This window comes from Nitrospirota bacterium (assembly GCA_040757595.1).
Taxonomy (GTDB): Bacteria; Nitrospirota; Nitrospiria; order Nitrospirales; family Nitrospiraceae; genus JBFLWP01.
Genome location: JBFLWP010000001.1, coordinates 16333 through 42888 on the forward strand (window position 1 = coordinate 16333; position 26556 = coordinate 42888).

Sequence of the window (26556 nt, forward strand, 5' to 3'; positions counted from 1 at the left end):
CCCTTCGTCCCACCGTGCTCAGAGAGCAACCTCCAGCGGAACCCGCTTCAGGGAGCTCACTTTGAGCACTGAAAACCCGATCACATTGCCGGCTTCGTCCACCTTTTCCATAACCAGGTCGTTGCTGGTCTCCCGGAAATACCCCGGCTTCTGGTCAAAGAGCACTTCCAGATAGTCTCCCTCCGGGTCGTACCAGATTTTCACTTTCCTCTCGGCCATAGTTGCACTCCCTTCTTGATCGTGTCCGTGAGATAGGCCGTGAGTACAAAGGCGTCCGCCTCCGCGATCTTGACCACTACGCACAGGTATTTGTCGCCGACCTTCGTCCCGAAATAGAAGCGGTAATAGAGCCTCGACTGCGGATCGCTCAGGGATTCCATGACCGTGTGCGGACCGAGCAAGGTTTCCTCGATCGCCCGCTCACGCCCGGCCATCTCCGGATGTTCGAGAATGTGCGCGAGCCGCTCATCGGTCAACCGGATGGATAGCCCCTGATAGTCACGGAGAACTTTCACCGCTCTCCCGCTCGGAGCACCAAGGCCATTGGGACTTTCAGACCGGCTGCGCTACCCAGTTAAAACCGTCTTCGGTTGGAGCTTGGCCTTCTTCAGCGCGTCAAGCATGGAGAGGAAGATCAGCCGTCCGTCGTCGTTGCCCAGGACCGCCTCGGCGCACCGTTCCGGGTGCGGCATCATGCCGAGCACGTTGCCGGCCGCGTTCCTGATGCCGGCGATGCAGTCAAGCGAGCCGTTGGGGTTGGCCTCGTCCGCGACTTCCCCGTCCGGCGTACAGTAGCGGAAGACCACCTGAGCGTTGGCTTTCAGTTGGGAGAGGGTGACGTCGTCCGTGTAGTAGTTGCCGTCCGCATGGGCGATGGGAATCTTGAGCACCTGCCCCGGCTCGCACCGGCCCGTGAAGGGCGTGGCCGCGTTCTCCACCCGCACGTGCACGTCCTTGCAGATGAAGGAGAGGGACCGGTTGCGGAGCATGGCCCCGGGCAGCAGGCCGGCCTCCAGGAGAATCTGGAAGCCGTTGCAGATGCCGAGGACCATGCCGCCTGCGTCCACGAACTTCTTGACCGCGCCCATGACCGGCGAGAACCGGGCAATGGCGCCGGTGCGGAGGTAGTCGCCGTAGGAGAAGCCGCCGGGGAGGATCACCGCGTCGAGCCCGGCCAGGTCCGTGTCCTTGTGCCAGATCTCCCGCACGGTCTGGCCCAGGACCGAGCCGAGCACGTGGACGCAATCATGGTCGCAGTTGCTTCCGGGAAAGACGACGACGCCGAAATTCATGGGTAGTTTTAAGTTTTGAGTTTTTAGTTTTGAGTTAGGCCGCCCTTAACTAAAAACTCAAAATTCAACACTCAAAACTCACTGTGTCAGTTCAAACCGGTATTCTTCGATGATCGTGTTGGCCAGGAGCTTCTCGCACATGGCCTTGACCTGCGCCTCGGCCTTGGCCTTGTCCTCCTCTTCGAGGTCCAGCTCCAGGTACTTGCCCATCCGCACGTTGCCCGCGTTGGCGAACCCCAGGGTCTCCAGCGCATGCTCGATCGCCTTCCCCTGCGGGTCCAGTATGCCAGGCTTCAAGGTGACGTGAATCTTGGCTCTCACGATTGCCGCTCCCGTTTCGACGTCTCGGTCAGGCTGCCGATGTACCGTCGCACCCAGAGAATCCCTCCGATCGTCCCCAGTCCCGCGAACGACAGGGCCGCGAATGACCAGCGCCACACCGGGTCCGGCGTGTGATAGGCCATGAGGGCCACGGCCGACGCCCAGACGAGGATGGCCGCGATCAGCCCATAGTCCATCAGGCGCTGCGCGATCGTCCGTCGCTCCGGGGCCGGCTCAGGCACAGACACGGCGGAGCACCTCCTGGTAGGCCTCCTCGATCTTGCCCAAATCCTTCCGGAACCGGTCCTTGTCCATGGACTCCCTGGTCTTCTGGTCCCAGAACCGGCAGGTGTCCGGCGAAATCTCGTCCGCCAGGACCAGCTTGCCGTCGTGCAGGCCGAACTCCAGCTTGAAGTCCACGAGCACCAGGCCCCGCTGCTGGAAGAACGGCACCAGGAGCCTGTTGATCTGGAGCGCCCGGGCCTTGATGTCCGCGACCAGGGACGGATCGGCCAGCTTCATGAGCCGGATGTGCTCGTCGGTGATCAGCGGATCGCCCAGCGCGTCGTTCTTGTAATAGTACTCGACGACCGGCGGCTCGATCTTCTCCCCTTCCGTGAGCCCCAGCCGCTTCGCCAGGCTGCCGGCCACGACGTTCCGGACCACCACCTCGATCGGGACGATCGTGACCTTTTTGGTGAGCATCTCGCGATCGCTCAGCCGCTCGACGAAGTGGGTCGGGACCCCTCCCTCCTCCAGCAGCCGGAACAGACGCTCGGAGACCCGGTTGTTGACAACGCCCTTCTCGACGATCGTCCCGCGCTTCTGGGCGTTGAAGGCGGTCGCGTCGTCCTTGAAATACTGGATGACGCGGTCGGGCCGGTCCGTGGCGAAGAGCTTCTTGGCCTTGCCTTCGTAGATGAGCGCGCCCTTCGTCATGGTCTTAGCCCCGCCGCTTGCGTTTCGCGCTGCTTCCGAACACCCGCCGGTAGATCGTGCCCAGGTGTCGGAGGTAGTACTTGGGGTCGAAGCAGGCCTGGACCTGGGCTGGCGTGAGGTACCTGGTGACCAGCGGGTCCTTGCCGACCAGGTCCTGGAAGCCGGCCCGGCCCTTCCAGGCCTCCATCGCGCAGCGCTGCACCGCCTCGTAGGCCTCCTTCCGCTGGGCACCCCGGTCCACCAGCTCGAGCAACAGCCGCTGGGAATAGATGAGCCCGCCGGTGAGGTCCAGGTTCTGCTTCATGCGGGAGGGGTAGACCAGCAACGTCCGGATGATCTCGGTCAGCCGGGCGAGCATGTAATCCAGGAGGATCGTGCTGTCCGGCAGGATCACCCGCTCGACGGAGGAGTGGCTGATGTCCCGCTCGTGCCAGAGGGCCACGTTCTCCATCGCGGCCAGGCTGTTGGCCCGCACCACCCGCGCCAGCCCGCAGAGGTTCTCGGAGGCGATCGGGTTCCGCTTGTGGGGCATGGCCGAGGAGCCCTTCTGGCCGGCCGAGAAATATTCCTCCGCCTCCAGCACCTCGGTCCGCTGCAGGTGGCGGATCTCCGTCGCAACCTTCTCGATGCTGGCCGCGAGCAGGGCCAGGCCCGCGAGATAGGCCGCGTGCCGGTCCCGCTGGACCACCTGGCTGGACACGGGATCGGGCGTCAGGCCAAGCTTCTTGCAGACGTAGGCCTCCACCTCCGGCCCCTGGTGCGCGAAGGTGCCCATCGCGCCGGAGAGCTTCCCGACCGCCACCTCCCCCCGCACGACCGCGAGGCGCGCCCGGTGACGCTTCATCTCCTCGTACCAGATGGCCAGCTTGAACCCGAAGGAGACCGGCTCCCCGTGGATGCCGTGGGAGCGGCCGACCATGACCGTGTCCCGGTGCTCGAACGCCCGCCGCTTGAGCACTTCCAGGAGGGCTTCCAGGTCGGCCAGGATGAGGTCCAGGGCCTCGACCATCTGGACAGCCAGGGAGGTGTCCACGATGTCGGAGGAGGTCAGGCCCATGTGGAGGAACCGGGCTTCCTTCCCAACCGGCTCGGCGAGCGACTCCAGAAAGGCGATCACGTCGTGCTTGACGACCTTCTCGATCGCCGCGATCCGGCCCGGGTTGATCCTGGCCTTCTTCCTGATGCGGGCCGTGACGCCGCGAGGCACCTTGCCGGCCCGCTCCAGCGCCTCGCAGGCGAGCAATTCGACCTGGAGCCAGATCTCATACTTGTGCTGCAGCTCCCAGATCGCCTGCATCTGCGGCCGGGTGTAACGCTCGATCATATAAGCCTCAAGGTGCGGGGTGCGAGGCACGAGGCTAGGGGCAAGAACGCTTTCACACCGCTTCGCATGAGCCTACCCCGCGCCCCGCGCCCCGGGCCCCGCGCCCGCCGTTTCGGCTGCCAGCTCGGCCCGTTTCTCCTTCAGCCGCTCCTCGCTCTTGAGCACGTGGTCCAGAATCCCGTTCACGAACTTCTTCGTCTCGTCGTCGGCGAACTTCTTGGCCAGCTCGATGGCCTCGTTCACCGTCACCTTGGCCGGCACGTCGGGCATCCAGAACAGCTCGAAGAGGGCCGCCCGGAGGATGTTCCGGTCCACGATCGGCATGCGGCTGACCTTCCAGTTCGTCGCATAGGCCCCGATCAGCTTGTCCAGCTCGGCCTTGCGGGCGATGACCCCCTCCACGAGCCGGTCGGTGAAAGCCCGCACGTCCTCCGGCGCCGGATGCTGGGTCCAGAAGTCTTCCAGCCAGTCCCCGACCTTCCCGTGGATGTCCCACTGAAAGAGGATCTGCAAGGCCCGCTCTCGTGACTGACGTCTGACGCCCATAGTGCTCGAACGGCCGGATTCCCGTCTCAGCGCCGCGCCCGTTTCCGGAGCCGCCTGCTTTTCCTTTCGAACCTTTCCCCTTTCACGTGCAACTGCCTCATGAGCGTCGCCATCTCGACGGCGGTCCGCGCCGCTTCGGCGCCCCGGTTCCGCTCCGGCGCCCCGGCCCGCTCGAGGGCCTGCTCCACGGTCTCGGTGGTCAGCACGCCGAAGACGACCGGCACGCCCGTGTCCCAGGAGGCCTGCGCGATCCCCCGCGCCGCCTCCGCGCTGATGTATTCGAAGTGCGGCGTCTCGCCGCGGATGACGGCGCCCAGACAGACGACCGCATCGAACCGGCCCGAGGCGGCCAGGCGCCGCGCCACGAGCGGAATCTCGAAGGCGCCGGGCACCATCGCCACCTCCACCGCCTGTTCGCCGGCTCCGGCCTTGCTCAGGACTTCCATCGCGCCGGCCAGGAGACGGCCTGTGACGAACTCGTTGTATTTGCTGACGACGAGCCCGAAGCGGAGCCCTTTGGCGTCGAGGTGCCCTTCCAGGGTCTTCATGCGCGCCGTCCCCCTCCAGACCTCCGGACGGGGCGGACCAGCCGGAAGCGACGAGGGCCCATGTCTTGTCAGGAAACCGGAAGAAAAGGTGGAGCCACCCGCACCTTAGCAGGTTCGCGCGAGGGGTGGCAAGAACTAGATTGTCAGACTTTGTTGAGGATGTGCCCGAGCTTGGTCTTCTTCGTGCGCAGGTACCGTTCGTTGGCCTCGCGCGGGGGAATCTCGATGGGTACCCGCTCCACGACCTTCAGCCCGTACCCCTCGATGCCGACGATCTTGCGCGGGTTGTTCGTGATGAGCCGCAGGTCCCTGATCCCGAGGTTCACGAGGATCTGGGCGCCGACCCCGTAGTCCCGCAGGTCGGGCTTGAAGCCCAGGCGCAGGTTGGCCTCCACGGTGTCGTGGCCCTCGTCCTGCAGCTTGTAGGCCTTGATCTTGTTGATCAGCCCGATGCCGCGCCCCTCCTGGTTCAGATAGAGCAGCACGCCCCGGCCGGCCTTCTGGATGATCTCCATCGCCTTCTGGAGCTGGTCCCGGCAGTCGCAGCGGAGGGAGCCGAAGACGTCGGCCGTGAGGCAGCCGGAGTGGACGCGGACCAGCGTCGGCACGCCGTCGTCCACCCGCCCCTTGACCAGGGCGATGTGCGAGCCTCCGTCAATCTCGTTCTCGAACACGACCGCCTCGAACTCGCCGAAGACCGTGGGAAGCTTGGCGCTGGCCACCCGCTTGATGAAGGTCTCCCGGCGCAGCCGGTGCTCGATCAGGGCCTTGATCGTGACGATCTTGAGCTTGTGCCGCCGGGCGAACTCCGTCAGCTCCGGCACGCGGGCCATCGTCCCGTCCTCGTTCATGATCTCGCAGATGACCCCGGCCGGATAGAGCCCGGCCAGGCGTGCCAGGTCCACCGACCCCTCGGTCTGTCCGGCCCGTTTGAGCACGCCGCCTTTCTGGGCCTTGAGCGGGAAGACGTGGCCGGGCCTGGCCAGGTCGGACGGCTTGGTCCCGGGATCCACGGCGACCCGGATCGTCGTGGCCCGGTCGGCCGCGGAGATGCCGGTCGTGATGTCGCGCCGGGCGTCGATCGAGACCGTGAAGGCCGTCCCGAACGTCGCCGTGTTCTCCGGCGCCTGCGGCGGCAGTTGGAGCTCCTCCACCCGCTCCGGCGTCAGGGCGAGGCAGATCAGGCCCCGGCCGTGCTTCGCCATGAAGTTGATGGCCTGGGGCGTGACCTTTTCGGCCGCCATCACGAGGTCCCCCTCGTTCTCCCGGTCCTCGTCGTCCACCAGGATCACGAAGTGGCCCTTCTTGATCTCCTTGACGGCGTCCTCGATGGAATCGAACTCCGGAGCCATGCGCTCTCCCTCCACGCCGCGCCGCCCCACCGGGCGATCGGCGTCTTCACCATAAAGCCTGGGGGCGGAACTGTCAATCGGAGAGCCTCTCTTCTCCCGCTCCAGCGCCGGCGGCCCGACGCCGCTGCAGCGCCACGGCCACGCTCGCACAGGCAACCAGCGCCAGCCCCGCATAGAGGTGGAAGCCGGTCCCGTAGGTGCCGGTCAGATCCTTGAGCAGTCCGAGCCAGGCCGGGAGGAGGAACCCGCCGAACCCGCCGACCGCCCCGATCAGGCCGGAGGCGATCCCGATCTGCTTCATGAACCGGTCGGAGACGACGCGGAAGACCACGCCGTTGCCGAATCCCATGCTGGCCACGGCCAGAACCAGCAACAGCGCGGCCCACCCCAGGCCGGGCAACGTGCCGGCCGCCGCCGTCAGGGCCGCGATCGCCGGGAAAAGAACCAGGAGCACCTTGAGGCCTCCCAGGTGGTCGGCCACGTAGCCGCCGAGAGGCCGAATGAGGCTCCCGGCCAGCCCGCAGAGCGCCGTGAGCGAGCCGGCCGTCACCAGGTCGAGCCCGTACTGGTCGTGCAGAAAGATCGGCAGGAAGCTGGAGAAGCCGACGAATCCCCCGAACGTCACCCCGTACAGGAAGCAGAGCCAGTAGATGGATCGCAGCCGGAGCAGCTCGCCAGCCGCGTCCCACCAGCCGGATCGCCGCTCCAGCCTGGCCATCCCGCCGTTGCCCCGGACCATCCAGGCGAAGAGAAGGAGCGTGAACAGGATCGGCAGGGTCATCAGGCCGAAGACCCCGTGCCAGCCGACGGCCTGCCCCAGTCGCGGCGCGAGCAGCATGGCGAGCACCGTGCCGCTGTTGGCCGAGGCCGCCACGCCCATGGCCAATCCCTGGTGCGCCGGCGGATAGGCCCGGCTGGCCAGCGGCATCGCCACCGCGAAGCTGGCGCCGGCCACGCCGAGGGAGAGGCCCACGGCCAGCATCTCCCCGTAGCTTGAAGCGGCCAGCCAGCCCCAGAGCAGCGCGAGCAACTCGCACCCGAGCAGGAGCAGGCCGATGGGCTTGGGCCCGAATCGGTCGCTGGCGAGGCCGACGGGCACGCGGAGCAGGGCCCCGCCGAGGAGCGGCACCGCGACCAGCAAGCCCTTCTGAGTGGCGCTCAGGCCGAACTCCTCCGCAATGGACACGCCCAGCGCCCCGATGAGGAGCCAGGCCATGAAGCTGACTTCGAAATGGAGCCAGGCCCCGATCAAGGAGGGCCAATGCCCGCTTCGCAAGGCTTTCAGCATGCTGCCCATACGCCTGCCTGTCGTTGACAGCCCGTCATGTGTCCTTCCCGTTCACGGGGGCCGTACTATAGGGACAGCGCCCTCGGACAAGCAAGGCTGGCCCCTCCGTTCGATCGCGGTTTGGCTCCCGCCGAGGTTCCGTTTATAATCTCCGGAACCGATGGGGAAACCGATTCGATCCAACCGGCGAGACAAGGCCGGCGACCGCCAGGGCCAGCCGCCCAAAGTGGAGACGGACGATCTCGTCGAGATCGAAGCCGACCTCGACGAGACGGAGCTGTCTGAAGAGGGCGAAGCCCTGCACGACCTGCCGCCTCCCCGATCGGAGGAACAGGCGGAGCACCGGGACGGCGCCACCGCGGTCGTCCCGGTCACGACCCTTCAGCGCTACCTGGCCGAGGTCCGGCGCTACCCGTTCCTGTCGAAAGAAGAAGAGCTCCAGCTTTTCCACGAATATCAGGTTCTGGGCAAGCGGGAGGCGGCCGTCAAGCTGATCCTCGCCAACCTGCGCGTCTCCGTCGCGATCGCCTCCGAATACCTGCACACGGGCGCGGACCAGATGGACCTGATCCAGGAAGGCAACGTGGGGCTCATGCAGGCGATCAAGAAATTCGACCCGACCAAGAACGTGCGGTTCCACGCCTACGCCGCCTGGTGGGCCCGGGCCTACATCCTCCGCTACCTGCTCAACACCTACCGGCTCGTCAAGGTCGGCACGACGCAGGACCAGCGCAAGCTCTTCTACAACCTCAAGAAGGAAAAGGCCAAGCTGGAGCGGCAGGGCTTCGCGCCCGACACGAAGCTGCTGGCGGACCGGCTCAACGTGCGCGAGCGGGACGTCATCGAGATGGACCAGCGGCTGGGGAGCTGGGAGTTGTCCCTGGACCAGCCGCTGAGCCAGGACACGGACGGCACGCTGCTGGACATCCTGCCGGCCCAGGAGCAGCCGGCCGACGAGGCCCTGGCGGACACCGAGCTCCGCGAGATCTTCCGGGCCAAGCTGGCCGAGTTCATCAAAACGCTGGGAGAGCGGGAGGAGGACATCCTCCGGAATCGCATCCTGTCCGAGCCCCCCCTCACCCTGGACGACCTGGGCCAAAAGTACGGGATCACCAAGGAGCGGACCCGTCAACTGGAGGCCCGGATCATCAAACGGCTCCGGGACTTTCTCAAAAAAGAAATCAAGGATTTCGACCAGCTCCGCTCGTAAAACATACCTATCCTATTGTTTTTTCATGTCTTTCTTGCCATTTGCTCGCTTGGCCTGCGTGCAAAGAAAATCTCGACCAGGCTCTTGACTCCCCCGGGGGAAGGGCTATCTTTCCCCTCGCTTCCTGCGCTTCTTCAGGCGCGCGACGATATCGGGTGTTTCACCAGGGTTTCTAGGGTCCAACAGAGTCCTCTGAACGGGACCATTCATTATCAGCTTTAGGAAGGAGGAGGTTGGCTATGGCGGCGAAGACTGAGGAAAAGGCGACCACGGGCACGTCGGCGAAGGGCTTTCAGCCCCTGGGCGAGCGGGTGTTCATCACCTACACGGAGGAGATGGAGCGGACCGCCGGCGGGATCTACGTGCCGGACACGGCCAAGGAGAAGCCGCAGCGCGGGACGGTCCAGGCGGTCGGCAAGGACGTGAAGAACCTGAAGGTCGGCGATCAGGTGCTCTTCGACAAGTACTCCGGCACCAAGCTGCGGATCGAGGACGAGGACTGCCTGATCCTGAAGGAAGAGGACGTGCTCGGGATCTTCACGAGCAAGTAAGACGGCCCCGTTTCGACAGTTCGCGAACGACGCAATCGAAGAACGTTAAGGAGGAACGACGATGGCAAAGCAACTGCTGTACAGCGACTCGGCCCGGGCCGCGATCCTGAAGGGCGTCAACCAGCTCGCCGACGCCGTGAAGGCGACGCTGGGACCGAAGGGGCGGAACGCCATTCTCGACAAGAAGTTCGGCGCGCCCACGATCACGAAGGACGGCGTCACGGTCGCCAAGGAAGTGGAGCTGAAGAACCCCTATGAGAACATGGGGGCCCAACTGGTCCGGGAAGTGGCCAGCAAGACGAGCGATACGGCCGGCGACGGCACCACGACCGCGACCGTGCTCGCCCAGGCCATCTACCGCGAGGGGGCCAAGAACATCACGGCCGGCGGCAACCCGATGGAGATCAAGCGCGGGATCGACCGGGCGGTCGAGGCGGTGGTCCAGGAGCTCAAGAAGCTCAGCAAGCCCTGCCAGACTAAGACCGAGATCTCGCAGGTCGGCACGATCTCCGCGAACAACGACAAGACCATCGGCGACCTGATCGCCGAGGCGATGGAGAAGGTCGGCAAGGACGGCGTCATCACGGTCGAGGAAGCCAAGTCCATGTCCACCTCGCTCGACGTCGTGGAAGGCATGCAGTTCGACCGCGGGTACATCTCCCCCTACTTCGTCACCAACGCCGAGCGGATGGAAGCCTCCCTCGAAGAACCGTTCCTCCTGATCCACGAAAAGAAGATCAGCGGCATGAAGGACCTGCTGCCCCTCCTGGAGCAGGTGGCCAAGATGGGCCGGCCGCTCGTGATCATCGCCGAGGAGGTCGAGGGCGAGGCGCTGGCGACCCTGGTCGTGAACAAGCTGCGCGGGACCCTGAACGTGGCCGCGGTGAAGGCGCCGGGCTTCGGCGACCGCCGGAAGGCCATGCTCGAGGACATCGCGATCCTGACCGGCGGGCAGGTCATCTCCGAGGAGCTGGGCCTGAAGCTCGAGAACGTGAAGCTCACGGACCTCGGCCGGGCCAAGCGGGTCACGATCGACAAGGACAACACGACGATCGTAGAGGGCTACGGCGACCCGAAGAAGATCGAGGGCCGCGTGAAGCAGATCAAGGCCCAGATCGAGGAGACCACCTCCGACTACGACCGGGAGAAGCTGCAGGAGCGGCTGGCCAAGATCGTGGGCGGCGTGGCGGTCATCAACGTCGGCGCGGCGACCGAGACCGAGATGAAGGAGAAGAAGGCCCGCGTCGAGGACGCGCTGCACGCGACGAAGGCGGCGGTCGAGGAGGGCATCGTGCCCGGCGGCGGCGTGGCCCTGCTGCGGTGCATTTCCGCGCTGGACAACCTGAAGGACGTGCCGGCCGAGCAGATGGTCGGCGTCAACATCGTCCGCCGCGCGCTGGAGGAGCCGATCCGCCAGATCGTCGAGAACGCCGGCGTCGAGGGGTCGGTCGTGGTGGAGAAGGTGCGGGCGAACTCCAGCTCCTCGTTCGGGTTCAACGCGGCCACCGAGCAGTACGAGGATCTCCTGAAGGTCGGGATCATTGACCCCACCAAGGTGACCCGCTGCGCGCTGCAGAACGCATCCAGCGTGGCCGGGCTCATGCTCACCACCGAGGTCATGATCACCGAGCTGCCGGAGGAGAAGAAGGAGCCGGCGATGCCGGGCCACAGCCACGGCATGGAGGGCATGTACTGAGCGGAGAGCAACAAGAGCCAATGGCGTATAGCCGTTAGCCGGCGGCTCGACGGCCCGGCGGGGTCACTTCCCGCCGGGCCGTTGCTTTTTGGCCAGTGCGGCTTTCAGCAGCGGGCAGCGGCCCGGAGAGTAGAAGAGGCTGCGGAAGACCCGGTTGACCGAGCCGGTGTGCCGCCGGTAATCGGCCGCGAGCCGCTGCATCGCCTCGCGCCGGTCCTTGGCCTGATAGCCCAGCCGGATCGCGCAGCGGGTCAGCTCCTCGGCCCCCTCCGGCAGCGCGTGGGTCTGCAGATCGTGCACCATCTGGAGCTTGTGCTCCACGTCCCGCAGAAAGAGATAGGCCCGGACCAGCCGGTCGTGCTCCATGCCCGAGAGAAGCCCGTGGAGCTTGAAGCGGGAGAGGGAGTCCAGGGTGCCCCGGTTCACGATGCCCGGCAGGCGGTTTCCGCACAAAACCTGAACGGCCTGCACGACGAACTCGATCTCCCTGATGCCCCCCGTCCCCAGCTTGACGTTCCGGCGCTCGTGCCCCCGGAGCGCCATCTTGTCGTCAATCATCTCCTTGACCGCCCGCACCTGCTCTAAAACGGCCTCGGCCTCCCCGGTCTCCGGCCCGGCCCTGAGCCCGAGGGCGAAGGGACGCACGGCCCGCAGGAACGTATGGCCCAGACGCAGATCGCCGGCGACCGGCCAGGCCTTGAGCAGCGCCAGCCGCTCCCAGGTCTGCCCCCTCGCCCGGTAATACTGGGCGTAGCCGGCGAGCGGCCTCGCCAGCCGCCCGACCGAGCCCTCCGCCCGGAGCCGGAGGTCCACCCGGAACACGTGGCCCTCCTGGGTCGCTTCGGTCAGCGCCCTCGTCAGGTCCCTGGCCAGGTATTCGAAATACTCCTCGTTCGGGATCGAGACCGTCCTGGTGGAACCGGAGCGGCCGACCGTGTGCCCCTCGTCGGAGCCGTACACGTAGATCAGGTCCACGTCCGAGCTGAAGTTCAACTCCCCTCCACCCAGCTTGCCCATCGCGATCACCGCGAAGCCGGTCTCGACCGACCGGCCTCCCGCACCCCGGTGCACGGGGATGCCGTATCGGCCCCGCAAATCCGCCGCCACGCTCTCGTAGGCCGCCTGGATCAGCACGGCCGCCAGGTCGGACAGGACCGCAGTGGTTTCCGGCACGTCGGCCAGCCGCAACAGGTCCCTGATCCCGATCCGCAACATCTGCCGCCGCCGGAACCGACGGAGCGCATCCAGCTTCAACTCCATCGCTCCCACGTTGGCGAGCATCGCCCGCAGCTCCTGCTCGAGCGAAAGCTTGGTTGGGCGCCTGACGAGTACCTGCGTCTCCGCCAGCCAGTAGACCAGCAGGGGGTCGCGGATGAGCGTCTGGGCCATGGCCGGGCTGTTCCCGAAGATCGTGCAGAGGAGGTGCAGCATCCGGGGGAAGCCGCGCAGATAGTCGAAGAGCTGGACGCGGTTGACTCCGGCCTCCAGAAACCGCTCCCAGTAGGTGAGGGCCTGGTCCGGATCGGCCGTCTCGCCGACGGATGCCAGCAGCTCGTCCAGGATCTGGGCGAGCAGCCCGCGCGACCGCGGCTCCCCGGCCATCGCCTGGATGTTGGCGTCCGCCCGCTTCGGGTCTGCGAGGCCGTAGGGGGCCAGCAGCGCGATCACTTCCTCCTCGCCCAGACCGGTGGCGAGCAGCAGCCGCGCCGCAGCCCGCGGGATTTCACGTTTCGAGGCGGGAGTCGTCTTGGGCGTCATCGCAGGGATTATACCGGCGGGACGACGAACAGACAACGAAGTGCAATGCCGTCGTGACGCAGGTATACTGACGCACCATGACGCCGGACCGGTTGATCCAGACCCTGCTGCCCTTCTGCCCCCAGGTCGAGGAAGAGGTGCTGCGCGACTTCGTGTTGCGGATGGACGCGGAGTATTTCGCGCAGTTCCGGCCGGAGGACATCGCCCGGCACGTCGCGCTCGTCGCCCAGCTCGATCCGGACCGTCCCTGCCTGGCGGCCGTGACCGAAGCCGAGGGCGGCCTGGTCGAGGTCGTCGTCGTCGCCTACGACTACTTCTCGGAATTCGCGACGATCTGCGGTCTGCTCTCCTCCTTCGGGCTCGACATCCGCGAAGGAGGCGTCTACACCTCGGCCGAAGCCGAGCCGGACGGTCCGGACCGACGCCCCGAGCGGCACTTCCCCTGGCCGAGACGCGCGCGGGCGAGAGGCAGGGCCGGCCTGAGTCGCAAGAAGATCGTGGACGTGTTCCGCGCCGCCCCGATGCCGGAGATGCCCTTCACCGCCGTCCAGCGGCGGCGCTTCGCCGAGGAGCTCGACCGGGTGGTCCGGCTCCTGGACGCCAACCGCTTCCAGGAGGCCCGCGGCCTGGTCAACCGGCGGCTCGTCGAGACGCTCGGCCGCTCCCGCGGCTCCTTCACGGGGCTCCTGAACCCGGTGCAGATCCGGTTCGACAACGACCAGTCCCCGACCGACACGATCATGGACATCCGCTCCACCGACACGCCGGCCTTCCTCTACGCCTTTGCCAACGCGCTGGCGATGCGGGGCATCTACATCAGGAAGGCCCGCTTCCAGAACGTGGGGGCCGAGATCCACGATCGGTTCTTCGTGCGGGGCCGGCACGGGCAGAAGATCGTGGACCAGGAGGAGCAGCAGGAGCTGCGGGTGACCGCGACCCTCATGAAGCAGTTCACCCACTTCCTGACCTGGGCCCCGGACCCGGCCCGCGCCATCGAGCACTTCGACCGCTTCCTGGACCTGATCCTGAAGGAGTCGCGCGACGGCAAGGCCCTGCACTTCCTCAAGGGCAAGGGGAGCCTCCCCCTCCTGGCCCGCCTGCTCGGCACCAGCGACTTCCTCTGGGAAGACTTCCTCCGCCGCCAGTACGACAACCTGCTCCCGATGCTGGAGAGCTACCAGAAGGTTCCGCTCCTCCGGTCCCGCGCGGCCATGGCCCGCGAGCTGCGCCGCCGCCTCGCCCGCTCCCGCACGGACGAGGAGCGGCGGCGGGCCCTCAACCAGTACAAGGACCAGGAGCTCTTCCGCATCGACATGAAGCACTTGATGGAGCCCTCCTCCACCCTGCCGGACTTCTCCCGCTCGCTCACCGACCTGGCCGAGGCGGTCCTGGACCAGGCCGTCCGCGACTCCCAGGCCAAGCTCTCCCGCCTCCACGGCTCGCCCCGCCTGTCCGGCGGCCGCCCCTGCCCCTTCTCGGTGTTCGGGATGGGCAAGTTCGGCGGACGTGAGCTGGGATACGCCTCGGACATCGAGGTCCTCTTCGTGTACGGCGGGCCGGGACGCACCGGCGGCCGCCGTCCGCTCGAGCACAGCGAGTATTTCGAGCGGGTGGCCCAGGACATCCTCCAGCGCATCGAGGCAAAGCAGGAGGGCATCTTTCACATGGACGTCCGGCTGCGGCCTCACGGGGGGAAGGGGCTGCTCGCGAGCCGGTTGGACGAGTTGCGGACCTACTACAGCCCGGCCGGACTCAGCGCGCCGTTCGAGCGGCAGGCCCTGATCAAGCTCCGGTTCGTGACCGGCGACGAGCGGCTCGGCCGGGAGGTGGAAGCGCTCCGGGACGCCTTCGTCTACAGCGGCCGGCCCTGGGACCTGGCGGCCGCCCTGGAGCTACGCCAGCGGCAGGTGAAGGAGCTGGTGGAGCCGGATCAGCGCAACGTGAAGTACAGCCCGGGCGGATTGATCGACGTGGAATATACGGTCCAGTATCTACAGATCATGCACGGCCACGCAGACCCCCGGCTCCGGACGCCCAACACGTTGGAGGCGCTGGCGGCGCTAGGAGACGGCGGCGCGCTGGCGCGGGAGGAGGCGGCCCAGCTCAGGGACACCTACCTCTTCCTCCGGGGATTGATTGACGCGCTCCGCATCGTCCGCGGCGACGCCAAGGACCTGGTGCTCCCCCCGGCCGGGTCGGACGCCTTCGTGTTCCTGGCCCGGCGGATGGGCTACACGACCGAGCGGTGGGAGGAGGGATCGGCGCGCCTGGCCGCGGACATCGCCCGGCACATGGAGCGGACCGCGGCGCTGTTCGCGAGCAAGTTCGGAGACGGCGCGGTCCAGCCGTGATCAGGACCCGACCTTCGCCAGGATCGCCGGCATCTCGTCCTCGCCGAAGGCGCGCAGGGTTTCCGACCGGACGTTCCCCAGGGAACCGGCGCTCATGAGCACGGCGGTCGCGGTCTCGTCGTCCGGGGCCGTAAAGATGAGAACGCCGTCGTACTGCCCCATGGTCCAATAGACGTCTTTGACCTGCCCGCCGGCCTTCTTGACCAGGGCCTTGAACGCAGCCGCCCGCTTCGTCGTGTCCTTGACACCCTTGATCCCCTGCTCCGTCCACCGGAACAACACGATGTAGGTCGCCATCGCGCACCTCCATACCAAGCTTGCTTGAGCCGCTCACTTCGATCACATGTGAGCGGATAGTTTGTTTGCCTCCAGTACAAGCTTGCGCGAGCCGCCCGCTTCGATCACGTGCAGGCAGAGTGGGTTTTGGCCCTGTGGGATATTTTCACTCGCCGTTCGCGTCCGCTTCTTCGTCCAGCCCGGCCAACTCCGCATAGGCCCGCAGCACGTCCGAGACCGAGAGGATTCCGATGATGGTCCGATCCTCGGTCACCGCCAGGTGGCGGACCCCCTTCTGTTTCATCAGCGCGATGGCGGCGGCCAGCGGCTCGCTGTCCTCGATCGTGAGGACCGGCTTGCTCATGCAGAGCTTGACCGTGGCCTCGTTCGGGTCCAATCCCCGCGCCACCGCCTTGCGGCTCAAATCCGTGTCGGTGATGATCCCGATGTAGCGGCAGTTGTCGTCCACCAGGAGCGACCCCACCCGCCACTTGGAGAGCAGCCGGCCCGCCTCCTTCAACGTGGCGTCCTTGTGCACGCTCCGCACGTCGGTGGACATGTAGTCGGCCACCCGCGAGCCGGCCAACGGGGTGCGGCGGTTGCCCTCCGCGCGCAGGGTCTCCAGCTCCGAGATGCAGCTCTCCAGAACCCGCTTGCGCTGCTGGAGGCTCTCCCGTTCCGTGTCCTGGACTCCGCTCTCCTGGGCCTCTTCCGGCAGGTTGACCAGGCCTCCGGCTTCGCCCAGCTTGGCATACTGGTAGGCCTCCAGCAGATCGGAGGATTCCCCGAAGATGCGGCTGATGAGCCGTTCGGTCGCGGCATCGAACTCGTCCAACGACGCGGCAGGCCGGCGTCTGGAGAGGAACGGGCGAAATGCGGCCAACTGCTGCTGCAACCGCTGGATGTCCCGTTCCACGAACAGCCGTCTGGCCGGTCGCCGGCCCGCGCCCTTTTGCATGATCCCCCCTACCGTGACAACCCAACCGACTGCCCGGGAGAAAAAGACTACCTCAACGACCGGGCGAGGCTCAAGGGAGGGGATTCGCCCGATCTGGAGCGGTCACGAATAGGCCCGTTCGTTGTGCTGGCTCAAATCGAGGCCCATGGACTCCTCCTCGGCGGAGATCCGCAGCCCGACCACTCGATCCACCAGCTTGAGGATCGCATAGGTGGCGACGAGCGAGAACAGCGCCGTGACGAGCACGGCCAGCGCCTGGACGCCGAAAAACCCGGGATTGCCGGAGAAGAGGCCGTCGGCTCCGGCCGAATTGACCGACTTCGAGGCCAGCAGGCCCGTCGCCAGAATCCCGACCGCCCCGCCGACTCCGTGGATGCCGACCACGTCCAGCGAATCGTCGTAGCCCAGCTTGGCTTTCCAGCGGATCACCGCGACGTAGCAGAGCCCCCCGGCGACGAGCCCGATCAGGAGGGCGGAGAAGGGCCCGACGTAACCGGCTCCGGGGGTCACGGTCGCCAGACCGGCCACCGCGCCGCTGGCCACCCCCAGCACGGTCGGCGTGCCCCGGTGGACCCACTCGACCGCCATCCAGGTCAGGGCTCCGACAGCCGCCGCCGTGTGGGTCGTGATGAAGGCGCCCACCGCCACGTTGTTTGCGGACAGGGCGCTCCCCGCGTTGAACCCGAACCAGCCGAACCAGAGGAGCCCGGTGCCCAGGAGCGTCAACGGGAGGTTGTGCGGCGCCATGTAGTCGGTCCCGTACCCGCGCCGCGCCCCCAGCATCAGGGAACAGACCAGGGCCGCGACGCCGGAGCTGATGTGCACGACCGCCCCGCCGGCGAAGTCCAGCGCCCCCAGCCTCCCCAGCCAGCCGCCGCCCCAGAGCCAGTGGGCCACCGGACAGTAGACCAGCAGGGACCAGAGGCCGGCGAACAGCAGCAGGGCCCCGAACTTCATCCGCTCGGCAAAGGCCCCCGTAATCAGAGCCGGCGTGATCGCGGCGAACATGAGCTGGAAGACCATGAAGGCCTGGTGGGGGATCGTCGGACCGTAGGTCGGATGGGGCTCCGTGCCCACGCCGTTCAGCCCGACCCATTCGAGGCCGCCGATCAGCCCGGCCTTGTCCGGCCCGAAGGCCAGGCTGTACCCGACCAGAATCCAGAGGAGGGTCACCAGGCAGAGGATCACGAAGCTCTGCATGACGGTGCCCAACACGTTCTTGCTGCGTACCAGCCCCCCGTAGAAGAGGGCCAGGCCCGGCACGATCATGGCCAGCACGAGCGCCGATGAAGTCAGCACCCAGACCGTGTCGGCCGTGTCCACCTTGAGCGGCGTGGGCGCCGGGGCGTCCTGCGCCCAGCCCGTCCCCGCCATCGCCAGCCCCAGGCCCGCTGCCAGTGCGATCAACACCAGACTCGTCAGTCGTCCCGATCGGCTCATGTCCCTCTCCTTCTCCTCCATAGACACAGCAAAGGCGCCGGCAGGAACCCTGCCAGCGCCTTGCTCCACCAGGCGGGGACCGGCCCTACCCGCCGCCTCGTTTCCCCTGCATCTCCTTCTCGTAGAATTCGATCATCCGGGCGATCTCCTCCTTGCTCATCCCCTGCTCCACCCACTTGTGGCTCTCCTGCGAGACCAGATCCTTCGCCACGTCGGGCGACAGCTCCCGCACCATCGGCAGAAACTTGGTGTAGAAATGCTTGGCCACTTCGTAGAAGCCCTGCCAGTGGACGTAGTCCGGCGCGACCTTGGACAGCCCGTGCCTGGCCCTCCGCCCCTCATGGTGCCAGAGCTCGTAAAACACCCATTCGATCGCTTCGTCATAGGGGGTCGGCGTGATCTTTTTCATCGCGAGCAGCTTGTCCATCGCCGCCTTGGACGGCTTGCCGAATTTCTCGTTGTACAGCGTGATCCCCTGGTCCATCTGCGTGAAGAACCGCTCCACGATCTCCTCGCTGTGGCAGGAGGCGCAGACCTGGCGCATGGCCTTTCGCCGGACCTCGTAGTTCTCGAGCCGCGTCGAAACGACCGGCCGGAGGGTCCAACTGATCCGGTCGCCCACGTCGTGGGTCACCTCCTGCGTGTCGGTGGCGCTCATGTGGCAGGTGGCGCAGGTGGGGAAGAGATAGTCCTTCCCCGGGTGCCACTTCTCCGTCGGCTGGGCGAGCTTCATCTTGTCCTTGTTCGCGGTGAACAGCACGCCGTGCTTGCTCTCGTAATAGGCCTCGATCTGGGGATGGTCCGGGCCCATGTGGCACCGCCCGCAGTTCTCCGGCTGCCGGGCCTGGGCGATCGAGAAGCCGTGCCGCGCGTGGCAGGCGGCGCAGGTGCCCTTCGACCCGTCCGGATTCACCCGCCCGATGCCCGAATTGGGCCAGGTGGACGGATGGAGCTTCCCGTTGTCCATCACCTTGACCACGCTCCCGTGGCAGCCGGCGCATCCGGTCGTGATCACTTCCGGCCCTTCCACGACGTTCCCGAGGAAATTGTCGAGGGAATTGGTGAACTGCGCCCCCTTGGCATGGTGGGACTTCTCGAACTCCCGGGCTTCCTTGTCGTGGCACCTCATGCAGTCCTTGGGCGTCACGAGCGTGGAGATGACCTTGCCGTAGTGGTCGTACGCGTCCGGCTCCCCCTTCTCGGCCTGGTGGCACTCGACGCAACCGATGCCCTTGGGAGCGTGGCGGCTGTATTTCCAGTCGTTGATGCCGCCGACCGAGATGTCTTTCGCCGTGTGGCAGTCAATGCACTTCTTGTTCTCGGCGGAGATGAACGGCCGGAGCCCGCCTCCCCGCCGCTCCTCCACCTGGACGTAGCCGACGCCGGTCAGGGCGAGGAACAGGACCAGACACAACCCGCCGATCAAGTAGCGGGTGAAATTCAATTTCCCGTTCGGCGCGGTCACGTGGCCCTCGGACTCATCATGGCCCGGCTCTGTCACAGCATCCCTCCTTTAGCATCACGGGTGGGAGGCACGAGGCGAGGGGCAAGGGATCGTGGCTGTTCCCTTAGGCATCGCCTCTAGCCCCTCGCCCCTAGCCCGTTCCTCACATCCTCGTGTCCAGAATCATCAAGGCCGCGACCGCCAACACCACCGCTGTTCCGACCACCCCGTTGACCAGCGCCATCGGCCAGCCCCGTTCGGACAGGACACGATCCACGAACGGATAGGCAGCAAAGATGCCGGCGCCGGCCAGAAGACTCCAGAGGGCGACGGGCCCGGGCAGGAGCGTGATCCACATGTAGGGCGCCGAGAAGTACCAGGGCGGCGACACGTCCGTCGCGACTTCCTGGGGGTTGGCCGGCGGCCCCAGCGTGGGCGGAAAGATCATCACGAGGTCCACGAGCAGGACCAGCAGCCCGACGGCGATCGCCCCCATGGTGAGGGCGTGTTCCGGGTAGAAGGGATGGAACCCGCGGCTGCCCGGCACCTCCGCGAAGCCGGAGAGCCGGACGACGAGCACGTGGCCGATCACGAGGCCGGCCAGCAGAACCGGCAGGAGCTTGGTGTGCAAGTCGTAGAGCCGCAGCAGCGTCCCGCCCGACACCTCCTCCCCGCCCCGCAGCAGATAGAGGAGCGGGGTGCCGACCACGGGCAAGCTCCCCAGCATGCTGGTCACGACGGTCATGCCCCAGTAGGAAACGTTGTCGTAGACCAGCGAATAGCCGGTGAATCCCATCGCGAAGGCGAGGAACAGCACGAGCGAGCCGCTCACCCATTTCCACTCGCCCGGCGGCCGATAGGCTCTGGTGACGAAGACCCGGATCACGTGGAACAGGAGGAACAGGATCATCAGGTCCACGGAGAACTTGTGCAGGCCGCGCACGAACCAGCCAAGGTAGACCTCGTGGGTGATCTGCTCCACGCTCTCGTAGGCCTTCTCGGGCGAGGGCACGTAGTAGAAGGTCAGCATGAGGCCGGTTGCCACCAGCAGGCCGAACAGGGTGAGCGGAATCGCCCCGAGCGTGTAGGGCCACCAGTCCAGGTGGGCCGGCAGGTCCTTCTGGATGTAGTCAATCCAGCTTTTCTGTCCTGCCCTGTGCTCGGCCGGTGTCGCTGCCGACTCCATACACTGTCCCCACGATCGGTTCTCAGTTTTCAGTGATCAGTTATCAGTTATCAGTTTTAGGAACAGACTGATAACTGACGACTGACCACTGATAACTAGCCGCTCTGGATGTTCACGTACAACTGGTCTCCCCGCTTCACGACCTCGAACCGATCCAGCGGGCGCGGCGGCGGCCCGGCGATGTTTCGCCCCGTCTTGTCGAAGACCCCTTGATGGCAGGGACAGAGGAACTGCTGCCGGTCCCTGTTCCAGGACACGAGACAGCCCAGGTCCGTGCAACGCCGGGAAAAGGCCGCGACGCCTTCGTCCGTCCTCAGGACCACGATCTTGTGGCCTCCGAGATCCATTGACACTCCCTCTCCCAGCGGCACGCGGGACTCGGCCCCGATCAGGACCGCCTCGTACCGTTTCGCCTTCGGACTGGGAACCAGGAACTGGGCGAACCGCAGGGCCAGCGTTCCCATCCCGAAGAGGAGCCCGAAGGCCATGACCGCTTGGCTAAGGAACCGGCGCCGTCCCAGGTCATCGTGGATGATGGCCATTACAATCCCTTTCACACCCGCGAGACGTGAAACGTGAGACGTAAAACACTCTGGGACACGGGCCGGATTCTGCTCGCGAAAGCCTTCCTCGTTTCATCCATCACCTTTCACGTCTCACGTTTTACGTCTCCCGTCTCCCGTTTCACGAATAGCCCCGCTCGCCGTGCTCGGCCAGGTCCAGCCCCATGATCTCCGCTTCACCGTCCACGCGCGGCCGCATGACGAGGTGGAGCCCCTTGAGCAGCAGGAAGGTCGCGCCGGCCGCATACATCCAGACCGTCGAGACGGCCACCACCTGGACCAGGAACTGGTAGGGGTACCCATACAGCAGGCCGTCGCTTCCGTCCGGATTCACCGCCGTAGAGGCGAAGAGGCCGACCGCGATCATGCCCCACGTCCCCCCCACCGCATGCATCCCGAAGACGTCCAGCGAATCGTCATAGCCCAGGATCGGCTTCACGAAGTTCACGACCATGTAACAGGTCCCGCCGGCTCCGATGCCGATCACGAGCGCCGAGAGCGGGCTGACGTATCCGGCTGCCGGCGCGATGGCGACCAGCCCGGCCACCGCCCCGCTGACCGTGCCCAGGGCAGTCGGCTTGTCCCGCTGGGCCCACTCCGCGGCGGTCCAGGCCAGGGCCGCCGATGCGGCCGAGACCTGAATGGCCACGAAGGCGGCGGTCACCGCCTGCATGGATGCCAGGCCGCGCCCGGCCGCGAACCCGGTCCACCCGACCCAGAGCAGCCCGGCCCCGCAGACCGACAGCGGCAGGTTGTTCGGCTTCATTTCGGTCCGCCCGAAGCCCTTCCTCGGCCCAACCACGATCGCCGCCACCAGGGCCGTGACGCCGGCGCTGACGTGGATCACGGCCCCGCCGGCGAAGTCCAGGCCGCCCAGATCGGCCAGCCAGCCCCCGTCCCAGAGCCAGCGAGCGATCGGGCCGTAGCAGAACCAGGCCCACAGGAACCCGAAGACGAGGAAAAACGAGAACCGGACCCGTTCGACCAGCCCGCCGGCCACCAGCGCCAGGGCTAGGGCCCCAGCCATCGTTTCGTAGACCGGCACCGGCGAGAGCCCAGCTACCCCGAACTCCATCGTCGGGAAGCCGCCCCTGAGCAGTCCTCCGAACACTCCGAGAACCGACACGAGCAGGAGGGCCGCCAGCACCAGCCCCATCGTGTTCAGCACGTTCTTCTTCCGCACCATCCCGCCGTAAAACAGGGCCACGCCGGGGAGGGACAGGAGGAGCCATGCGGAGCAGATCAGGAGCCACCCGATCTGACTGACTTCATGCGGCACCGTGGATCCCCACTCCCTGTCCAACACCGGGCCCCATGCCGCCGGCAGGCCCCAGCGACACCAGATATTCGCGATTGCCGGCCCGCCGCATGGTCACCGCGCCGACCCGGCTGAGCCGATCCACCGCCAGGAACACCTGGCTCCAGCTCACGGAGGGGAGCAGAGAGGCCAACTGGTCAATGGTCCTGGCTCCGCCCATCCGCAGTGCCTGAAGCAGCGTCAGCTCAACCGACGACAGATCCCCTTGCCCCTGTCCCGTGCGGATCCCCTGCAGCGCCATCGCACCCTCCTCAACGGACGCAACCCTCACGCTGCACAGGCAACAGCAAATTCAGTGCCATCGCCCCTTGCCAATTTCCTTGGAAAAGCTCGTTCCTGTGACGGATTCGCTCCGCTCTTGCGACAATTTTGTCGAAGGCCCGACAAAATGGGAGGAACGGAAAATTGAAGAGACGAATGGACGGAAAGAGAACGGGGGAGCGCCTGCAACGGACTCGCCGCAAGCGCTCCGCCGAAACACGAATGCTCAGTGCTGCTGGGCCCAGCCCTCGTCGTCGGAATAGGGCAGCGCCTTGCCGCTCGCGGCCCTCAGAGCCGCCGCGTGGCTCCAATGACGAGAATGCCTCGGATGCCGATCCACGCCGCTTACTTCGTCTGCTCGATGTGGGGAAGGAACTTCCCGTTCCAGGTCATCAGCACACGATCCTCCCCCTGGCTGCCCTTGATTTTTTGGATCGTGAACTTGAAGTCGATCGCCGACATGATGCCGTCGCCGAACATCTCGTGAATGACCGCGAGGATCCCGTCGCCGTAGTGCGCGCAGACTTCGGTCATCCGGTACACGTGGGGCTCTTGCAGAATGGCCGGGTCGTATGAGCGGAGCGGCGGCTTCCGCATCTCCTTGAGGAGGTCCTCGGTCAAGCCGGGGACCAGCTTCACCAGCTTGCCCTCGGTCTCCTTCTTGAGCTGCGCCTGACGACGGAACAACTGGGCCACGTAGACGTTGCAGAGCCCAAGAGCCTCCGCCAGCTCCGTATAGGTTTTTCCGGAAGCCTCCTTCAAGGCAAGGAGTTTGGCGACGACGTCCTTTTTCTCCATGTCTGGGTCCTCCTTTTGGCTAAGACTCCCGCTCCGAAGAGCCGGAGATGGTCAGAAGATGGCGAGCGCACCGTCACGATCCACGCGGCCTTCCGCCGTCAGAATCTCACGACGAGCGGCGCGGTTCCCGTTCCGCCTTCGTCGGCCGCGCCGGCATCGTCCCCCGCCGCGTGGGTGGCGTGACGAACCAGGAAGTGGATCACGTGGTTTCTGATCTTGTAATAGTGGGGGTGCTCGATGATCGAATCCCTCGACCTCGGCCTGGGGATCGTCACGTCGATGATCTCGGCGATGCGGGCCCCCGGCCCGTTGGTCATCAGCATGATCCGGTCCGAGAGCAGGATCGCCTCGTCCACGTCGTGCGTGACCATGAACACGGTGTTGCGGGCCGTGGTCCACATCTGGACCAGCTCCTCCTGGATCACGCCCCTGGTCAGCGCGTCGATCTGGGCGAACGGTTCGTCCAGGAGCAGAACCTTCGGCTCGATCGAGAAGGCCCGGGCCAGCCCCACCCGCTGCTTCATGCCCCCGGACAGGGCCGTCGGCCGCTTGTCCTCCGCCCCCTTCAACCCGACCAGCTCGATGTATTTGCGGACGTGCGCCGCCACCTTCTCCTGGTCCCAGTCCGGATAGGCCGCCCGCACGGCCAACCGGATGTTCTCGAACACGGTCATCCAGGGCATCAGCGAGAAGTTCTGGAAGACCACCATGCGGTCCAGGCCCGGGCCGGACACCTCCTTGCCGTTCAGGATGATGCCCCCCTCCGTCATCGTCTCCAGCCCCGCGATGATGTTCAGCAACGTGCTCTTGCCGCAGCCGGAGTGCCCGATCGTGGTGACGAACTCGCCCTTTTCGATCTTGATCGTAACGTCCTTGAAGATGCAGACCTGGCCCGTCCCGGACGGGCTCGGGAAGTACTTCGTCACGTGGTCAATCTGTAGAAACGCCATGGCTTACTCCTGATAGGTGACAAGTCCGGCCAGCTTGTTGAACCCCGAATCCAGGACGACCCCCACTGCTCCCACGACGAGGATGGCGAAGATCACGCCGGCGATGTCCAGGTTGTTCCACTCGATCCAACTCAGGTACCCGACGCCCAGCTCGCCCAGCAGCATTTCCGCCGGCACGACCGCCACGAGCGCGCTCCCGAAGGAGATGCGCAGCCCGTTCACGATCGTCGGGGCCGCCCCCGGCAGGATCACCTTGTACAGACGCTTGATCCAGGACAACTGCAGGATCGCCGCCACGTGCAGATAGTCCTTGCGCAGAGAGTTGACTCCGAAGGCCGTGGTGGCGAGCGTGGGCCAGACCGCCGCCATGAAGACGACCAGGACGGCGGTCCACTTCGGGTCCCGCACCGTGTAGAGCAGCAGCGGCATCCAGGCCAGGGGAGAGATCGGCTTGAGGATCTGGATGTAGGGATTGACCGCCCGGTAGAGCACCTTGTTGAGCCCCAGGATGACCCCCAGAATGATCGCCACCACCGAGGCCGCCAGGAAGCCGGCTGCGAAGCGCGTGACCGTGTAGAGCACCAGCCAGGCGATCCCGTGGTCGTTCGTGCCCTTCTTCTCGAAGGCCTCGCCCAGCTCGACGCGGGTCTTCTCCAGCACCGTCAGCGGACCCGGCACGCCCTTGACCTTCTCCTTCTCCGGATTCCAGGCGTAGCTCCCGTCCGGATTCCGGACGATGTCTCCGTTGAACTCCATGAGTTGCAACTGCTCCTCGGTCAGCCCCTTCGGATCGAAGGCCTTCTGCAACGTCGCCACGTGCCAGACCACCAGAAACAGGATCAGCAGCGTGACCGAGATCAGCCACGTGTCTTTTCCGGCCATGTGATTACCTCATGCCATGCTGTGGATTTTGAAGCTCTTGACGTACTGTTCCGGCTGACTGGGATCGAACACCTTGCCCATGATCGTGTGTTTCATCGCCGTCGCATTGTGAGTCGGGTAGCCCAGCTCCTTCGCGATCCGGTCGCAGTCCGCCGCCAGGTAGACCTGCTCGGCCACCGCCTTGTAGTTGACGTCCCCCTTCAGGTGCCCCCAACGCCTCATCTGGGTCAGGATCCAGATCGCCATCGAGTGCCAGGGATAGGGGTCGAAATCGATGCGGTCGGGCACCTTCTTGATGCCGCCCAGCCCGTCCGCGTAGGTGCCGGTGAGCACCTGCTCGAGCACCGTGACCGGCTGGTTCAGGTAGTTGGCCGGCGCGATCGCGGCCGCGATCTCCTTCCGGTGCGCCGGATTGGACGCATAGTGCGTGGCGTCCACGATCGCCCGGAACAGGGCTCCGAACGTGTTCGGATAGGTCGTCGCGAATTCCTTCGACACCGTGAAGGCGCAGCAGGGATGCCGGTCCCAGATCTCTTTCGAAAGCTTGTAGATGAACCCGACGTTCTCGTACACGGCCCGCTGGTTGAACGGGTCCGGCGCCAGGTACCCGTTCACGTTCCCGGCTTTCAGGTTCGCCACCATCTCGGGGGGCGGGACGACGCGGATCTGCACGTCCTTGTCCGGGTGGACTCCCCCATCGGCCAGGAAATACCGCAGCAGGTAGTTGTGCATGGAATAGTCGAACGGGACGCAGAACCGGAATCCCTTCATGTCTGCGGCGGTCTTCACGTCCTTGTGCTTGATGTGCAGGGTGATGGCCTGCCCGTTGATGTTCTCCACCGCCGGCATGTAGAACGGGACCGGCACCGAGCCGGCGCCCAGCGTGATCGCGAGCGGCATCGGCGTCAGCATGTGGGCCGCGTCCACTTCCTTGTTGATCGCCCAGTCCCGGACCATGGCCCATCCCGCCGCCCGCTTCACCGACGCGTTCAGCCCGTGTTTCTTGTAAAAGCCCAGCGGCTCCGCCATGATGATCGGGGTCGCGCAGGTGATCGGAATGAAGCCGACGCTGAGATCCTTTTTCTCCGGCTTCCCGACCGGATCGGCCGCGAAGGCCGTGAGCTTCCCGAGCGGCAGCACCTCCGCGATCAGCGCCGTCAGCGCCGCCCCGCCCAATCCGGCCAGGAACTGCCGCCGACTCGGCCCCGCCGCCCGCAGGACCGCCTCGACCACGGACCGCTCGACCGTCTTCTCGAAGTACTGTTCCGAAGTCAGTTTCGGCTCCATCTGGCGCGCTCCTTTCG

The 26556-nt window shown here is 65.9% G+C and carries 28 protein-coding genes; 4 read left to right on the top strand and 24 right to left on the bottom strand.

Annotation, left to right across the window (positions count from 1 at the left end; genetic code table 11):
* Nucleotides 1-18: 18 nt before the first annotated feature.
* The 11 genes from AB1411_00100 to AB1411_00150 all read right to left on the bottom strand — a co-directional run bounded on the left by AB1411_00100 (nucleotide 19) and on the right by AB1411_00150 (nucleotide 7619).
* Nucleotides 19-219 (bottom strand): DUF2283 domain-containing protein, encoded by a 201-nt coding sequence (locus tag AB1411_00100; protein MEW6541996.1) that lies wholly within the window; start codon nucleotides 217-219, stop codon nucleotides 19-21.
* A complete protein-coding gene (locus AB1411_00105; protein ID MEW6541997.1) occupies nucleotides 201-515 on the bottom strand; it encodes a hypothetical protein in 315 nt (104 codons plus the stop codon). The genes AB1411_00100 and AB1411_00105 overlap by 19 nt, the downstream gene beginning before the upstream one ends.
* Before the next feature lie 51 nt (nucleotides 516-566).
* On the bottom strand, nucleotides 567-1292 hold the full coding sequence (purQ, locus tag AB1411_00110; protein ID MEW6541998.1) for a phosphoribosylformylglycinamidine synthase subunit PurQ: 726 nt from the start codon (nucleotides 1290-1292) through the stop codon (nucleotides 567-569).
* 78 nt (nucleotides 1293-1370) lie between these two features.
* Nucleotides 1371-1613, bottom strand: coding sequence for a phosphoribosylformylglycinamidine synthase subunit PurS (gene purS / locus AB1411_00115; protein MEW6541999.1), 243 nt, complete (start codon nucleotides 1611-1613; stop codon nucleotides 1371-1373).
* The gene (locus AB1411_00120; GenBank protein ID MEW6542000.1) at nucleotides 1610-1861 is read right to left on the bottom strand and encodes a hypothetical protein; all 252 of its coding nucleotides are present in this window, start codon (nucleotides 1859-1861) and stop codon (nucleotides 1610-1612) included. The genes purS and AB1411_00120 overlap by 4 nt, the downstream gene beginning before the upstream one ends.
* Nucleotides 1848-2552, bottom strand: a complete 705-nt coding sequence (gene purC, locus AB1411_00125) for a phosphoribosylaminoimidazolesuccinocarboxamide synthase (GenBank protein ID MEW6542001.1) — start codon at nucleotides 2550-2552, stop codon at nucleotides 1848-1850. Before purC ends, AB1411_00120 begins: the two co-directional genes overlap by 14 nt.
* A 4-nt stretch (nucleotides 2553-2556) precedes the next feature.
* Nucleotides 2557-3876: an adenylosuccinate lyase gene (gene purB / locus AB1411_00130; protein ID MEW6542002.1), complete on the bottom strand. Its 1320-nt coding sequence runs from the start codon at nucleotides 3874-3876 to the stop codon at nucleotides 2557-2559.
* A gap of 72 nt (nucleotides 3877-3948) precedes the next feature.
* A complete protein-coding gene (gene nusB, locus AB1411_00135) occupies nucleotides 3949-4422 on the bottom strand; it encodes a transcription antitermination factor NusB (protein ID MEW6542003.1) in 474 nt (157 codons plus the stop codon).
* A gap of 26 nt (nucleotides 4423-4448) precedes the next feature.
* A complete protein-coding gene (gene ribH, locus AB1411_00140; protein ID MEW6542004.1) occupies nucleotides 4449-4970 on the bottom strand; it encodes a 6,7-dimethyl-8-ribityllumazine synthase in 522 nt (173 codons plus the stop codon).
* 143 nt (nucleotides 4971-5113) lie between these two features.
* On the bottom strand, nucleotides 5114-6322 hold the full coding sequence (locus AB1411_00145; protein ID MEW6542005.1) for a bifunctional 3,4-dihydroxy-2-butanone-4-phosphate synthase/GTP cyclohydrolase II: 1209 nt from the start codon (nucleotides 6320-6322) through the stop codon (nucleotides 5114-5116).
* 73 nt (nucleotides 6323-6395) lie between these two features.
* Nucleotides 6396-7619, bottom strand: a complete 1224-nt coding sequence (locus AB1411_00150; protein ID MEW6542006.1) for an MFS transporter — start codon at nucleotides 7617-7619, stop codon at nucleotides 6396-6398.
* A gap of 151 nt (nucleotides 7620-7770) precedes the next feature.
* On the opposite strand from AB1411_00150, the gene AB1411_00155 reads away from it, so the two are divergent.
* The 3 genes from AB1411_00155 (at nucleotide 7771) to groL (ending at nucleotide 11067) form a co-directional block, all read left to right on the top strand.
* Nucleotides 7771-8820 carry an RNA polymerase factor sigma-32 gene (locus AB1411_00155; GenBank protein ID MEW6542007.1) on the top strand — a complete coding sequence of 350 codons (1050 nt, stop codon included), beginning with the start codon at nucleotides 7771-7773 and terminating at the stop codon, nucleotides 8818-8820.
* Nucleotides 8821-9059: 239 nt separating this feature from the next.
* Entirely contained in the window at nucleotides 9060-9371 is a 312-nt protein-coding gene (locus AB1411_00160; protein MEW6542008.1) for a co-chaperone GroES, read from the top strand.
* Nucleotides 9372-9432: 61 nt separating this feature from the next.
* Nucleotides 9433-11067, top strand: coding sequence for a chaperonin GroEL (groL, locus tag AB1411_00165; protein MEW6542009.1), 1635 nt, complete (start codon nucleotides 9433-9435; stop codon nucleotides 11065-11067).
* A 63-nt stretch (nucleotides 11068-11130) separates the two neighbouring features.
* Here groL and AB1411_00170 read toward each other — a convergent pair whose 3' ends face one another.
* Nucleotides 11131-12825, bottom strand: a complete 1695-nt coding sequence (locus tag AB1411_00170) for a hypothetical protein (GenBank protein MEW6542010.1) — start codon at nucleotides 12823-12825, stop codon at nucleotides 11131-11133.
* A 77-nt stretch (nucleotides 12826-12902) separates the two neighbouring features.
* Here AB1411_00170 and AB1411_00175 point away from each other — a divergent pair, with 77 nt between their 5' ends.
* Entirely contained in the window at nucleotides 12903-15176 is a 2274-nt protein-coding gene (locus tag AB1411_00175; protein ID MEW6542011.1) for a hypothetical protein, read from the top strand.
* Here AB1411_00175 and AB1411_00180 read toward each other — a convergent pair whose 3' ends face one another.
* From AB1411_00180 to AB1411_00235, 12 genes are all read right to left on the bottom strand, one after another.
* Nucleotides 15177-15473: a GYD domain-containing protein gene (locus AB1411_00180; protein ID MEW6542012.1), complete on the bottom strand. Its 297-nt coding sequence runs from the start codon at nucleotides 15471-15473 to the stop codon at nucleotides 15177-15179.
* A gap of 145 nt (nucleotides 15474-15618) precedes the next feature.
* On the bottom strand, nucleotides 15619-16410 hold the full coding sequence (locus tag AB1411_00185) for a CBS domain-containing protein (GenBank protein MEW6542013.1): 792 nt from the start codon (nucleotides 16408-16410) through the stop codon (nucleotides 15619-15621).
* Nucleotides 16411-16512: 102 nt separating this feature from the next.
* Nucleotides 16513-17850, bottom strand: a complete 1338-nt coding sequence (locus tag AB1411_00190; protein MEW6542014.1) for an ammonium transporter — start codon at nucleotides 17848-17850, stop codon at nucleotides 16513-16515.
* Between the two features lie 85 nt (nucleotides 17851-17935).
* Entirely contained in the window at nucleotides 17936-19351 is a 1416-nt protein-coding gene (locus AB1411_00195) for a multiheme c-type cytochrome (protein ID MEW6542015.1), read from the bottom strand.
* 106 nt (nucleotides 19352-19457) lie between these two features.
* Nucleotides 19458-20480, bottom strand: coding sequence for a cytochrome b N-terminal domain-containing protein (locus AB1411_00200; protein ID MEW6542016.1), 1023 nt, complete (start codon nucleotides 20478-20480; stop codon nucleotides 19458-19460).
* Between the two features lie 95 nt (nucleotides 20481-20575).
* Nucleotides 20576-21022: a ubiquinol-cytochrome c reductase iron-sulfur subunit gene (locus AB1411_00205; GenBank protein ID MEW6542017.1), complete on the bottom strand. Its 447-nt coding sequence runs from the start codon at nucleotides 21020-21022 to the stop codon at nucleotides 20576-20578.
* A gap of 142 nt (nucleotides 21023-21164) precedes the next feature.
* Nucleotides 21165-22322 carry an ammonium transporter gene (locus AB1411_00210; GenBank protein MEW6542018.1) on the bottom strand — a complete coding sequence of 386 codons (1158 nt, stop codon included), beginning with the start codon at nucleotides 22320-22322 and terminating at the stop codon, nucleotides 21165-21167.
* Nucleotides 22312-22602 (bottom strand): hypothetical protein, encoded by a 291-nt coding sequence (locus AB1411_00215; GenBank protein ID MEW6542019.1) that lies wholly within the window; start codon nucleotides 22600-22602, stop codon nucleotides 22312-22314. The genes AB1411_00210 and AB1411_00215 overlap by 11 nt, the downstream gene beginning before the upstream one ends.
* Before the next feature lie 365 nt (nucleotides 22603-22967).
* A complete protein-coding gene (cynS, locus tag AB1411_00220; protein MEW6542020.1) occupies nucleotides 22968-23420 on the bottom strand; it encodes a cyanase in 453 nt (150 codons plus the stop codon).
* A 98-nt stretch (nucleotides 23421-23518) separates the two neighbouring features.
* The gene (locus tag AB1411_00225) at nucleotides 23519-24370 is read right to left on the bottom strand and encodes an ABC transporter ATP-binding protein (GenBank protein MEW6542021.1); all 852 of its coding nucleotides are present in this window, start codon (nucleotides 24368-24370) and stop codon (nucleotides 23519-23521) included.
* Nucleotides 24371-24373: 3 nt separating this feature from the next.
* Nucleotides 24374-25252 (bottom strand): ABC transporter permease subunit, encoded by an 879-nt coding sequence (locus tag AB1411_00230; protein ID MEW6542022.1) that lies wholly within the window; start codon nucleotides 25250-25252, stop codon nucleotides 24374-24376.
* 9 nt (nucleotides 25253-25261) lie between these two features.
* A complete protein-coding gene (locus AB1411_00235; protein MEW6542023.1) occupies nucleotides 25262-26539 on the bottom strand; it encodes a CmpA/NrtA family ABC transporter substrate-binding protein in 1278 nt (425 codons plus the stop codon).
* Nucleotides 26540-26556: the final 17 nt, after the last annotated feature.

Excerpts from the sequence above, each read along its gene's own strand:
- AB1411_00185 (MEW6542013.1), bottom strand. The coding sequence starts at position 16,410 with ATGCAAAAGGGCGCGGGCCGGCGACCGGCCAGACGGCTGTTCGTGGAA.
- AB1411_00235 (MEW6542023.1), bottom strand. The coding sequence starts at position 26,539 with ATGGAGCCGAAACTGACTTCGGAACAGTACTTCGAGAAGACGGTCGAG.
- nusB (MEW6542003.1), bottom strand. The coding sequence starts at position 4,422 with ATGGGCGTCAGACGTCAGTCACGAGAGCGGGCCTTGCAGATCCTCTTT.
- purB (MEW6542002.1), bottom strand. The coding sequence starts at position 3,876 with ATGATCGAGCGTTACACCCGGCCGCAGATGCAGGCGATCTGGGAGCTG.
- AB1411_00215 (MEW6542019.1), bottom strand. The coding sequence starts at position 22,602 with ATGGCGCTGCAGGGGATCCGCACGGGACAGGGGCAAGGGGATCTGTCG.
- AB1411_00190 (MEW6542014.1), bottom strand. The coding sequence starts at position 17,850 with ATGAGCCGATCGGGACGACTGACGAGTCTGGTGTTGATCGCACTGGCA.
- purC (MEW6542001.1), bottom strand. The coding sequence starts at position 2,552 with ATGACGAAGGGCGCGCTCATCTACGAAGGCAAGGCCAAGAAGCTCTTC.
- AB1411_00230 (MEW6542022.1), bottom strand. The coding sequence starts at position 25,252 with ATGGCCGGAAAAGACACGTGGCTGATCTCGGTCACGCTGCTGATCCTG.
- AB1411_00180 (MEW6542012.1), bottom strand. The coding sequence starts at position 15,473 with ATGGCGACCTACATCGTGTTGTTCCGGTGGACGGAGCAGGGGATCAAG.
- groL (MEW6542009.1), top strand. The coding sequence starts at position 9,433 with ATGGCAAAGCAACTGCTGTACAGCGACTCGGCCCGGGCCGCGATCCTG.
- AB1411_00145 (MEW6542005.1), bottom strand. The coding sequence starts at position 6,322 with ATGGCTCCGGAGTTCGATTCCATCGAGGACGCCGTCAAGGAGATCAAG.
- AB1411_00200 (MEW6542016.1), bottom strand. The coding sequence starts at position 20,480 with ATGGAGTCGGCAGCGACACCGGCCGAGCACAGGGCAGGACAGAAAAGC.
- cynS (MEW6542020.1), bottom strand. The coding sequence starts at position 23,420 with ATGGAGAAAAAGGACGTCGTCGCCAAACTCCTTGCCTTGAAGGAGGCT.
- AB1411_00225 (MEW6542021.1), bottom strand. The coding sequence starts at position 24,370 with ATGGCGTTTCTACAGATTGACCACGTGACGAAGTACTTCCCGAGCCCG.
- ribH (MEW6542004.1), bottom strand. The coding sequence starts at position 4,970 with ATGAAGACCCTGGAAGGGCACCTCGACGCCAAAGGGCTCCGCTTCGGG.
- AB1411_00100 (MEW6541996.1), bottom strand. The coding sequence starts at position 219 with ATGGCCGAGAGGAAAGTGAAAATCTGGTACGACCCGGAGGGAGACTAT.
- AB1411_00155 (MEW6542007.1), top strand. The coding sequence starts at position 7,771 with ATGGGGAAACCGATTCGATCCAACCGGCGAGACAAGGCCGGCGACCGC.
- AB1411_00160 (MEW6542008.1), top strand. The coding sequence starts at position 9,060 with ATGGCGGCGAAGACTGAGGAAAAGGCGACCACGGGCACGTCGGCGAAG.
- AB1411_00205 (MEW6542017.1), bottom strand. The coding sequence starts at position 21,022 with ATGGCCATCATCCACGATGACCTGGGACGGCGCCGGTTCCTTAGCCAA.
- AB1411_00170 (MEW6542010.1), bottom strand. The coding sequence starts at position 12,825 with ATGACGCCCAAGACGACTCCCGCCTCGAAACGTGAAATCCCGCGGGCT.
- purQ (MEW6541998.1), bottom strand. The coding sequence starts at position 1,292 with ATGAATTTCGGCGTCGTCGTCTTTCCCGGAAGCAACTGCGACCATGAT.
- AB1411_00175 (MEW6542011.1), top strand. The coding sequence starts at position 12,903 with ATGACGCCGGACCGGTTGATCCAGACCCTGCTGCCCTTCTGCCCCCAG.
- AB1411_00150 (MEW6542006.1), bottom strand. The coding sequence starts at position 7,619 with ATGGGCAGCATGCTGAAAGCCTTGCGAAGCGGGCATTGGCCCTCCTTG.